The sequence below is a fragment of the Mycobacterium pseudoshottsii JCM 15466 genome (assembly GCF_003584745.1).
In the GTDB taxonomy this organism is placed as follows: Bacteria; Actinomycetota; Actinomycetes; order Mycobacteriales; family Mycobacteriaceae; genus Mycobacterium; species Mycobacterium marinum.
In genome coordinates, this window is sequence record NZ_AP018410.1 from 5,352,585 (window position 1) to 5,363,189 (window position 10,605).

The 10,605-nt window shown below is 64.6% G+C and carries 9 protein-coding genes and 1 pseudogene; 2 read left to right on the forward strand and 8 right to left on the reverse strand.

Annotated elements, in window-relative coordinates; all coding sequences use genetic code 11:
• Positions 1-16 precede the first annotated feature (16 nt).
• Positions 17-820, reverse strand: coding sequence for an SDR family NAD(P)-dependent oxidoreductase (locus MPSD_RS24440; protein ID WP_020785937.1), 804 nt, complete (start codon positions 818-820; stop codon positions 17-19).
• A 195-nt stretch (positions 821-1,015) separates the two neighbouring features.
• On the opposite strand from MPSD_RS24440, the gene MPSD_RS24445 reads away from it, so the two are divergent.
• A complete protein-coding gene (locus MPSD_RS24445) occupies positions 1,016-1,768 on the forward strand; it encodes an SDR family oxidoreductase (protein WP_020785936.1) in 753 nt (250 codons plus the stop codon).
• A gap of 52 nt (positions 1,769-1,820) precedes the next feature.
• On the opposite strand, the gene MPSD_RS24450 is transcribed toward MPSD_RS24445, so the two are convergent.
• The 3 genes from MPSD_RS24450 to lpqS form a co-directional block, all read right to left on the reverse strand.
• A complete protein-coding gene (locus MPSD_RS24450; RefSeq protein ID WP_086085232.1) occupies positions 1,821-3,098 on the reverse strand; it encodes an MFS transporter in 1,278 nt (425 codons plus the stop codon).
• On the reverse strand, positions 3,098-4,219 hold the full coding sequence (locus tag MPSD_RS24455; protein ID WP_086085237.1) for a PLP-dependent cysteine synthase family protein: 1,122 nt from the start codon (positions 4,217-4,219) through the stop codon (positions 3,098-3,100). Before MPSD_RS24455 ends, MPSD_RS24450 begins: the two co-directional genes overlap by 1 nt.
• Positions 4,220-4,420: 201 nt before the next feature.
• Entirely contained in the window at positions 4,421-4,828 is a 408-nt protein-coding gene (gene lpqS / locus MPSD_RS24460) for a putative copper homeostasis (lipo)protein LpqS (RefSeq protein WP_223161693.1), read from the reverse strand.
• Positions 4,829-4,956: 128 nt separating this feature from the next.
• Here lpqS and MPSD_RS24465 point away from each other — a divergent pair.
• Positions 4,957-6,615, forward strand: a pseudogene (locus MPSD_RS24465) (multicopper oxidase family protein).
• A gap of 30 nt (positions 6,616-6,645) precedes the next feature.
• On the opposite strand, the gene MPSD_RS24470 reads toward MPSD_RS24465, so the two are convergent.
• From MPSD_RS24470 to MPSD_RS24485, 4 genes are read right to left on the reverse strand one after another with little or no spacing between them, the layout of a single operon-like run.
• Positions 6,646-7,464: an alpha/beta fold hydrolase gene (locus tag MPSD_RS24470; RefSeq protein ID WP_020785931.1), complete on the reverse strand. Its 819-nt coding sequence runs from the start codon at positions 7,462-7,464 to the stop codon at positions 6,646-6,648.
• Positions 7,464-8,453 carry a cyclase family protein gene (locus MPSD_RS24475; RefSeq protein WP_086085231.1) on the reverse strand — a complete coding sequence of 330 codons (990 nt, stop codon included), beginning with the start codon at positions 8,451-8,453 and terminating at the stop codon, positions 7,464-7,466. Before MPSD_RS24475 ends, MPSD_RS24470 begins: the two co-directional genes overlap by 1 nt.
• Entirely contained in the window at positions 8,453-9,268 is an 816-nt protein-coding gene (locus MPSD_RS24480) for a coniferyl-alcohol dehydrogenase (protein ID WP_086085230.1), read from the reverse strand. Before MPSD_RS24480 ends, MPSD_RS24475 begins: the two co-directional genes overlap by 1 nt.
• Before the next feature lie 34 nt (positions 9,269-9,302).
• A complete protein-coding gene (locus MPSD_RS24485; RefSeq protein ID WP_086085229.1) occupies positions 9,303-10,604 on the reverse strand; it encodes an LLM class flavin-dependent oxidoreductase in 1,302 nt (433 codons plus the stop codon).
• Between the last annotated feature and the right edge of the window lies 1 nt (position 10,605).

The window sequence follows — 10,605 nt, forward strand, 5'->3', positions numbered from 1 at the left end:
GAATCGTCCCGCCGCCCTACCTGCTGCGGCGAATCACCTTGCCCGCCACCGTCCCACCATCCACGGGAAGAACGGTCCCGGTGACATATCGCGACCGTTCACCGGCGAAGTACAACGCCGCTTCGGCGATGTCCTCGGGCGTGCCCTCCCGCTTCAGCGGCCGGTCCTCACGCATGGTCTGGCGAATCTGCGCGGTGAACCGCTCGACTTGCTCTTGATCCAGTCCCGCCGCCGACGAGGCCAACAGCGGGGTGGGGATGTTGCCGGGCGCGATCGCATTGACCCGAATCTCGTAGTGCGCCAGCTCGATCGCCGCCGACTTGGTGAATTGAATCACCGCCGCCTTCGACGCCCGATACGTCATCACTCCCCCGCCTGCCTGAATCCCGCCGATGGAGGTGAGATTGACGATCGATCCTCCGCCGTGGGCGGCCATGTGCCGGGCGGCATCACGGGTGCCAGCCATCACTCCCAGCACGTTGACGGCCATCACGCGGTGGAAATCGGCCAGGTCATCATCGAGGAATCTGCGGTGCATGGCGCCGGAGACACCGGCATTGTTCACCATCACGTGCAAGCCGCCGAAGTTGTCGACGGCGGCGGCCACCACCGCCGCGACCTGTTCGGGTTGGGAGACGTCGGTCCGACAGAACATGGCATCGGCGCCCAGCGCGGCCGCCAAGGACCCCCCACGCTCCTCTTCGACGTCGGCGATCACAACCCGCGCCCCCTCGGCGATAAACCGCGCCACCGTGGCGCGCCCGATCCCGGAGGCCCCGCCGGTGACAATGGCTATTTTGCCGGCCAATTCGTCGACCACAGAACGAGTTAATCCGCGCGAGCCAGGTTAAGTCAAGCAGTTGATTTAGTTCCCATTGCTGTCACCCGGAGCCGTCATCACCCTGACGCCCCCCGGCGACCCGCCAAAACCACGGACTTTCCCTGTTTCATCGGCCCGAAAACGGAGGATGCTGGATTGAGCAGTTCCATCACGCGGACCGGGAGGGGCTTGACCATGAAGATTCTGGTTATCGGTCGCAGCGGGCTGATCGGATCGCAAGTCGTCGCCCAGTTGACCGGGCTAGCACACCAGGCCGTCGCTGCGTCGCCGCGCTCGGGCGTCAACGCGCTCACCGGCGAGGGGCTGGCCGATGCCGTTGCCGGAGCCGACGCGGTGGTCGACGTCTCCAATTCCCCCTCCTTTGCCGACGACGACGTACTGCATTTCTTCACCACATCGACCAAGAACCTGCTCGCGGCGGAGCAAACAGCGGGCGTGCGCCACCACGTCGCGCTGTCCATCGTGGGCACCGACCGGGTGCCCAACAGCGGCTACTTGCGGGCCAAGTGCGCCCAGGTGAAGCTGATCAAGGAATCGGATCTGCCGTATTCCATTGTGCGGGCCACCCAGTTCTTCGAATTCGTGCTCGGAATTGCCGATTCGGCCACCAATGGTGACACCGTGCGCCTGTCACACACCGCGGCCATCCAGCCGATCGCGGCCAGCGATGTGGCAACCGGCGTCACTCGAGCTGCGATCAGCGATCCGCTCAACGGGACCACCAACATCGCCGGCCCGAACAAGTTCGGCATGGACGACTTCGTCCGCATGGGGCTTGCCGCACATGGCGATTCCCGCCAGGTACGCACCGATCCCAACGCCCGCTACTTCGGCGCGGTGCTCGATGGGCACAGCATCGTCCCCACCGACGGCGAGGATGTGACCATCTACCCCACCCACTTCAGTGACTGGCTGGCCGCTGGCTAGACCTGCACACTAGGCCACTGCGGCGGGGCCGACTCGGGGTTCCTGCGCGCGACTAGGCCGCCTGTTGGCAGAGCTGCGCCGGTGGATGACGCCGGCTCAGTCGCTCGGCGCGCGTCGCCTGCCGGTCCAGCTGATACAGGCCGGCCACCGTCGCGAGACCGATCAGAATCAATCCACCCCAGACGATTTCATCGGCGCCAAAACGGTGTGCCACGCTCATCAGCGAGCCCACCGCAAGGTTGCCGACCAGGATTCCGACGCCGACTATCGTGCTGTAGAAGCCATAGTTCGTCGCCACGAGTTTGTCTTCGGCCAGCACCACCACGGTGCGCATTTCGAAGGGAAACAACGCCGCCGAAGCGACAGCGAGCAAACTCGCAGATACCAACAGCGCCGCGACCGCGGCACCGGTGCCGAAACGTTGCGCGTTAGGCACCATCGCAAGCGGCACGAACGCCATGGCCAAGATCGCAGCCCCGACCACCAGGCTGCGACTTACCCTCCAGTGCGCCGCGAACCAGCGGGTGATGCGTAGCTGGCCGGCGATCGCGATCAGCCCGGATACCGCGAACATGGCCGCTACCAAAACAGATTGGTGGCCAGGCGCCAGTAACGATGCCTGTATCGGCAGGGCGAGGTAGACCTGGAACGACAGCACGTAGGCACCCGTCATGGCGGCCGCGAAGCCCAGGAACGAGCGGTTGCGCACAATCGCTTTCCAGCCCTGCAGAATCGACTCGTTCTTGGTGTCAGGGTCGGCCAGGTGCTGGGGCAACGCCATCAGCTGAGCGGCCGTCAAGACCGCAAAGACGGCCGAGGCCCCCAGCACCGTCATCCGGAAATCTAGCGTCAGCAAGGCCAGCCCCACCAGCGGGCCCAGCAGGATCCCGGCCTGATAGAAGATGTTGAACGTCGCAAACGCTTCGAGCTTGCGATCACCGGAGTCCGCGGCCACATAGGCACGCACCGCGGGGTTGAACAGCGCTCCGGCGAAACCCGTTGCCGCCGCGGCAATCAGCACACTAGGCAGCGACCGTGCGACCACCAGTAGCGCAAACCCACCGGTACGGATCAAACAACCGGCAACGATCAGCGGTTTGTAGCCGAACCGGTCGGCCAGCGTCCCACCCACAAAGAACATGCCCTGTTGGGAGAAGTTGCGCACGCCCATCACCAAACCCACCGCCCATGCGGCCAGACCGAGCGGTCCCGCCAGGTAGTCGGCCAGGTATGGCATCAACATATAGAAGCCGACGTTGATGCCGAACTGGTTGATCATCAGCACCCGGCTGGGCCGGTTGAAGCTGCGGAACTGCGCCAGGAAGCCCATCACGCCGCTACCTGGGTCGGGTCGATCACCGTCGCGCTACGCGTCCAACGTTGCACCACCGCGGCCGAGGGAGAGGCGATCACCTCCGGCTCGGTCGCGGGTCGCTGACCAAGCAGCCCGTGCTCGTTGCAGTAGTCGTCGCTGTAGACCGTGTCGAAGTAGCGCTGGGCACCGTCGGGAAACACCGCGGCGATAGTGATGTCCGACGGCAAGGTGCGCGCGGCCCATCCGGCGACCACAGCGACCGCTCCGACGCTCCATCCGCCGCTGGCGTAGTGGGTAGCCGCCATGGACCGGCACGCCCAGACGGCTTCGGCGGGGGCAACCCAGTGCACTTCATTGAAGGCGCTGTAATCGACGTTGCGTGGAAAGACGCTCGACCCCAGCCCGCGCATCAGCCTGCTCGACGCGGGCTGACCAAAGATTGTGGAGCCGATGGTGTCCACACCGATCAGCCGCATGGCGGGATTGAACTCTCGGAGCACCCGCGCAACACCCGATGAATGGCCGCCAGTTCCCACCGAGCACACCAGCACGTCGACTCGGCCGAGTTGAGCCGCCATCTCGAGCGCCAGCGGCCGGTAGGCGGCGACGTTGTCGGGGTTGCTGGATTGGTTGGGATTCCAGGCACTGGGGTCAGCGGCCAACAACTGCGCAACTCGGTCCTTGCGAGCTTGTTGCCAGCCCCCGACCGGGTGCGGTTCGGTCACCATGTCGACGCGGGCGCCATAGGCGGTCATCATGCGCGTGACGATCAGTTCCTGTCCCGGATCGATGAGCAGCGTGACCGGATGGCCGTAGACGGAACCGGCCAGCGCCAGGCCCAACCCCAGCGTGCCGCTCGTTGACTCGACGATGGCCGCTCCGGGGGCCAGATCACCGCGGGCGCGGGCCCGTTCCACCATGTGCATGGCTGGGCGGTCTTTCATGCCGCCGGGGTTGAAGCCTTCCAGCTTGGCCCAGAATCCACGATCGGCGCTGCCGACTGGACTCGCGTCCCCCGACACCCACAGCACCGGGGTGTTGCCGACCATGGCGCCCGGGTGCCGGTTACGACCGGGAATGGGGTGGTATCCCTCGGGAACAACACGGTACCGCTCCCGAGTCGGCCGCGGCCGCATCGAGGTCGGGTGTGAGCGGCCGGGAAGCGCTGTGGGTGAAACGTTCAGATTGTCGCCAGCGGAATTTGCTGCGTTTACCAAGGGCAAATTGGGGTTCATTGTCTCGTCGCTTCTGCATTTGGCCGCGATGGCGCTGCGGCAATTTGATGTGGGTCAGCGGTCCCCGGTCCGGGTTTGTCCCCATGACCTGGCGCTGACCAGTCAGCGACGAGCGCGGCAGTACCGGGTCAGCAGATCTTGACCCGCGCGAACATAGACTGGCACCGATGGCGGGCCACGCCCGGCCGGCACCACGAGATAGGTGAGAATGCCCGGAATCCCCGCCGCGGCGGCCACCGGAGCGGATTCGAACGACATCGTGGCCGTCCGGGGCAACACCGCCGTCGCGAATTGTTCCGGGCATGGAGGGGTCGAATTGTCCACGAGGTGCGCGTGGTCGGCGCTGAGCACAAACTCACTACCCACCGATGTTGCCAAGGGGTGATCGGAATGCGCCGGCTGCAAGTGCACCTGCGGCAACCAGCACTGCGCCGCGACCACCGCGGCGGCCCACGCCAAGGCCAGCGCGACGATCGCGGATCGCGTCCACACCACGCGGCGGCCTTTCATGCGGCTCACTATATACCCCCTACCGGTATAGCGTAAGGGTGGGCTCCGGGTTGCGGGATGCCTGATGTCCTAGCAGGGTAAACAGGGTATATGCGCACTGCCGAATCGATCGAGACGAGGAGCGGTTAATGCCGGTACTGCCAACGGGCGGCCACCCATTCGGGAGCGCACAGCTCAGTAGGCGCGGCTTCATCGGCGCCGGCATCGCCGGCGGGCTGGCGTTGGCCGGTTGCGACCACTCGCAGACCACGCAGACCGGCGAAACGGCCATGGCCGATGCGATCGCGGCCGCCGAGCGAGCCCGTCCGCACACCGGGCGAACGGTTACCGCCAGCCTCACCCCGCAACAGGCACAGATCGATCTGGGCGGGCCGGTGGTGCAAACGTTGGCCTTCGGCAACACGGTTCCGGGACCGCTGATCCGGGCCAGCGTCGGCGACGAGGTGGTGGTCGCGGTGTCCAACCGGCTCGACCGCGCCACCTCCGTGCACTGGCACGGCATCGCGCTACGCAACGACATGGATGGCGCCGAGCCCGCGAACCCCAACATCGGCGCAGACCAGGACTTCACCTATCGGTTCTCGGTCCCGAATGCGGGCACCTACTGAGCACACCCGCATGTCGGCCTCGAGGACGACCACGGCCTGTACCTGCCGTTCATCGTCGACGATCCGACCGAACCCAACCGCTACGACTCCGAATGGATTGTTGTCCTCGACGACTGGACCGACGGTGTCGGCATGAGCCCACAACAGCTTTTCGACGCCTTGGTGGATCCGAACAAGCCCCGCATGCGAGAACTCCCGGGGTCATCGACCGCTCCAAGCACGTCCACCAGTACGACGACCACCACGACAACTCCGACCACCAAAACCAGCACGACAACGACAACCACCGGAACCAGTAAGACATCTCCCACCACAACCACATCGGCGACGGGCAAGCCGGATGAAGAAAGCGGCGAAGTCGGGTCGAGCGACCTGCTCGGCGGAGATGCCGGGGACATCGCCTACCCGTACTACCTGGTCAACGGGCGAATTCCCGCGGCACCCACGTCGTTTAAGGCCAAGCCTGGCCAGCGAATCCGGATCCGCATCATCAACGTCGCCTCCGACACCGCGTTCCGTGTCGCATTGGCCGGGCATACGATGACCGTCACCCACACCGACGGCTACCCGGTGATTCCGGCCCAGGTCGACGCGCTGCTGATTGGAATGGCCGAACGCTATGACGTGATCGTCACCGCCGCCGACGGCGTCTTTCCGCTGGTTGCCTCCGCGGAGGGAAAGAACGCGCTGGCGCGTGCCCTGCTGTCCACCGGCTCCGGCACCGCACCGGACCCACAGTTTCGGCCCGCCGAACTCAACAAGCGGGTGGGAACGGTGGAAATGTTCACCGCCACAACGGCTGTCAACCTGGGCCGGCCCGACCCCCAGATGAGCCTGCCGATCACGCTGGGCGGCACGATGGCGAAATACGACTGGACCATCAACGGGGAGCCTTACAGCAAGACGCATCCACTGACCGTGCGCCTCGGCGAACGGCCAACCCTGATGTTCGACAACCCCACGATGATGTACCACCCGATCCACCTGCACGGCCACACATTTCAGATGATCAAACCCGACGGCACGCCCGGGGCACGCAAGGACACCGTTATCGTGCTGCCGGGGCAACAACTGCGGGCGGTGCTGGTTGCGGACAACCCCGGATATTGGGTTCTGCACTGCCACAACAGCTACCACCGTGAGGACGGCATGATGACGCTGCTGGACTACATCTTCTAAAAGCAGGCCCCGACGCGGCACCCGGCGGGTTCAACGACTGAGAAAATCCAACATCAGCTCGTTGACGGTACCGGCCTGTTCGATCTCTGGACAGTGCCCGGCACGGTCGACAACCTGCGAGTGTCCGTTCCGGATCTGCCCGGCGATCTGCTCGCCCCAGCCGCTGGGAAGCAGCTTGTCGTTGCGCCCCTCCACCAGCATCGTGGGTACCGTGATGCGGTCATACCGGCGACTGCTGGACGGCGTAGCCGAGGGGGGTGCGCCGGGGCGACGAAAGCGGGCTGCTGCCAAGGCTTCCCACGCCCCCGGCGCGATACTCGAATCGTATCGGCGCTGCACATAGTCCATGTCGGCCGGATAGCGGGCGTCGTGAAATAGCGCTGCCACGATGCGCCGCATTGCCGGCAGGGTCGCGTCGTAGCTCTGTAGTGCGTCAAAGTGGCTGTTCTGCTGGATCTGCCCGCCGCCGCAGATGAGCGCCATGGTCCGCACAGGCAGCATCGGCGCGTCCGAGGTCGTGTCGGTCAGCAGCATGATGGCCCCCATCGAATTGCCCACGAAGTGCGCGGAGTCAACGCCGAGCACATCGCAGAACCTCGCCACATGGCGAATGCGCATTCCGCGGCCGTCGACGAAATCAACCACCTTGGCCGACTGCCCGAAGCCCAGGAGGTCGGGCGCCAGCACCCGAAACCGGCCGCCGAGCACGCCGATGTTGTGTTCCCAGGCAATTTCGGCGTTGGCCCCGAACTCGCCGCCGTGCAGCAAGACCACCGGGTCCCCGTCACCGGCCTCCAGATAGCTGGTAGGCAAGCCGTCGACCGCGACCGCGCGACGATGAATCCGCACTACTTTATTGCGATCGGGTTGACCGGCGAGCCTACCGCGCCGACAAATCGCAGCGGCGGCGCAACGAGCTGGAATTCATAAACCCCGTCGGCGGCGCAATCGGCGGCCAGCGCGGTCAGGTCCCAGTACTCGCCGAGCATCAGTCCCATGTCACGCAGGCACAACAGATGCAACGGCAGAAACAGACCACCGACGCCGGATACCGGATCTTCGACTTGCAGATTGTCGGAAGCGACCGCGGCAACCTCGTGATCGTGCAGCCACTGCGCGCATCGCCAATCCAAACCCGAGTAAGGCTCGGTCTTGTTTGCGGTCATGAGAAATCTCGTCCACCAACCAGTCCGGATGAGCACGATGTCGCCGGACTCGATGGTGACGCCCTGAGAGCGCGCCACGTCGTCGAGTTCTTCGGGAGTGATCGGGTTTCCGTGCTCCAAAAAGACCTCGGCTCCGCGATGACGCACCAGGTCGAGCAACACTCCGCGCGAGGTGATGCCTTTGACATCGACCTTGTCGATACCGCAGTGATAGGCGCCCAGGCTGGTCACCGAGTCGGCGGGGAAGCCGTTGTAGAGCTGGTCGTCGTAGTACACGTGGGACAGCGCATCCCACTGGGTGGCCGCCTGTAGCGGCATGATGATCATGTCATCGTTGAAGCGGAATGGGTTGTCGACCAGATACTTGCCCATCTCCCTCGCGGTCGGGTTCTGCTCCCACCCCGGCCCGTACTGTGCCAACGAACTGGCGTCGCCGCCGTCGATCGTCATCAGATGTATTGGATTGTGCCGGAAGCCGAAAGCACCCTGAGGCCCCGATGACCCGAAGTCGACGCCGAGCGCAAACACCTTTCCGTGCCGGACCAAGCTCGCCGCCCGCTGGACCTTCTCGGCGGTGATGAAGTTCAGCGTGCCCAACTCGTCAGCGTCGCCCCACCTCCCCCAGTTGCTGAGCTCCCGTGCCACACGTCGGAACTCAGTCATATCTGCCATCAGGCCCGTCCTTCCCCGAGTTCTCCAGCGATCGATGCCGCCACGTTTCCACCGTCAACCCATACGACCTGACCCGAAATATAGCTGGCTGCATGACCATTCAGGAACACCAAAACCGAAGCCTGTTCACCCGGAGTTGCGACCCGGCCCAGTGGCTTGGCGATATCGTCGAGAAACTCGGCTCCGTAGGCGGTTGTGAGCTGATCCAGGATCGGCGTCTCGGTCACCCCCGGCCCGGTGCAGTTGATGCGGATGCCCCGCGCACCGAGACCGACCGCACTTCGCATCGTGTAGAGGATCACCGCTTCTTTGGAGAGTTGATAGCCGGCGCCCAGCACCTCCAGGTGGCGTTTGCACCAGTCGATACCCTCGACCATCGTCGTGGTGTTCAACAGCGGCGCCACGGCGCGATGGTGTTCGCGGTAGCCGGCGGCTGCCAGTGACGACACGCTCACAATCGCCGAACCCGGGCCCATCATCGGCAGCAGTGCCTCGGTGAGATGGCGTAACCCCAGGAAGTTGTTCGTGAGGACCAGCAGCGGGTCACCAATTCCGGACGAAACACCGGCGATGTTGAACAACGCATCGACGGGCCCGCCGATGGCCTCGACGGCTCGATCGATGGACCCGGGGTCGGCGAGATCGATCTGGTGAAACTCGCTGATCTCATATCCGGGTTGGCGCTGGTCGAGTCCGACGACTTGCGCCCCGAGTCCGGTCAGCTGATGCACGGCCCGCTCGCCGATGCCCGATGCGCATCCGGTGACCACGGCACGACGGCCGTCATAGCGCCATAGCTGCTCGATCTGGGCCACCGGCCTTTCCCGATCCGCGTACCGTGCTGGTCGGCTACTTGCGTTGTTCCTTCAGGCGCTGCGCCGCTTGCACCCGGCCTTCGTTGATCTCCGCCATGGCCTCGGGAATCTCGCTGGCAGTGAACTTGCCACCGCGACCGGTGGGCAACCCGCCGAACGAGTAGGCCTCGTCGAACTGTGGCGCATTCGATTCCTGGCGCCGCGCCTGCACCTTCTCGATGGCAGGAGCCAGTCTCACGGCCTTGTCCGCCACCGTCTTCGCGTCGCGCTCGATGAACTCGGGCAGCACCTCCTTGCCCATCAACTCGATGGATTCCATGGTTCCCTCATGACTGCGCGGGTTGAGCAGCAGGATGATTTCGTCTACGCCGCTTTCCTCATAGCCACGCAGGAATTCGCGCACGGTGGCCGGACAGCCAATGGCGCCGCGTCCCGGGCCGTAAGCCAATGTCGGGTCCTTCTCGATCTCTTCGAGATACCGGGTCCACACTCCGGTACGCCCGGGCGTGTGAATCCCGGTCATGTAGTAGTGCATGATCCCGAAGGAGAAGAATCCGCCGCCCTGCCCCAGCCGTTGCAGTGCCTGCTCATCGGTCTTGGCCACCATCATCGACAGGTCACCGCCGATGGCCAGGATGTTGGGGTTGATCGCGGGGGTCACCGGCGTGCCGTTCTCTTCGAACTCCTTGTAGTACCCGTTGACTCGTTCGGTGAGCGGACCCGGTCCGGTGTAAGCGAAACTCAGTGCACCGATGCACTTTTGGGCGGCCATCTGCACGGTGGCCGGGCGTGTGCACGCGACCCACACTGGTGGGTGCGGCTTTTGCATCGGCTTGGGGATCACATTGCGAGCCGGCATCTGGATGTGGTCGCCGGTGAATCCGGCGAACGGCTCCTCGATCATGCACCGGATCGCCACCTCGAGGGCCTCTTCCCATTGCCCACGCTTGTCGGCCGGATCGATGTTGAATCCGCCGAGTTCCCCAATCGAGGACGACTCTCCGGTGCCGAACTCGACTCGTCCGTTGGACAGCAGATCCAGGGTCGCGATGCGTTCGGCCACCCGGGCCGGGTGATTGACCGCGGGCGGCAGGTGCATGATCCCAAATCCCAGCCGGATGTTCTTGGTTCGCTGGCTGGCCGCGGCCAAGAAGATCTCCGGCGCGGTGGAATGACAGTATTCCTCGAGGAAGTGATGTTCGGTGAGCCAGACGGTGGAGAATCCGGCCTTGTCCGCGGCTTCGACCTCATCGAGGCAGTCCTGCAACATGATCCGCTCGTCGTTGGGCGCCCAAGGACGCGGTAGAGCGAATTCGTAGAACAGTGAGATTTTCATT

Excerpts from the sequence above, each read along its gene's own strand:
- MPSD_RS24445 (WP_020785936.1), top strand. The coding sequence starts at position 1,016 with ATGAAGATTCTGGTTATCGGTCGCAGCGGGCTGATCGGATCGCAAGTC.
- MPSD_RS24450 (WP_086085232.1), bottom strand. The coding sequence starts at position 3,098 with ATGGGCTTCCTGGCGCAGTTCCGCAGCTTCAACCGGCCCAGCCGGGTG.
- MPSD_RS24455 (WP_086085237.1), bottom strand. The coding sequence starts at position 4,219 with ATGCGGCCGCGGCCGACTCGGGAGCGGTACCGTGTTGTTCCCGAGGGA.
- lpqS (WP_223161693.1), bottom strand. The coding sequence starts at position 4,828 with ATGAAAGGCCGCCGCGTGGTGTGGACGCGATCCGCGATCGTCGCGCTG.
- MPSD_RS24475 (WP_086085231.1), bottom strand. The coding sequence starts at position 8,453 with ATGGCAGATATGACTGAGTTCCGACGTGTGGCACGGGAGCTCAGCAAC.
- MPSD_RS24485 (WP_086085229.1), bottom strand. The coding sequence starts at position 10,604 with ATGAAAATCTCACTGTTCTACGAATTCGCTCTACCGCGTCCTTGGGCG.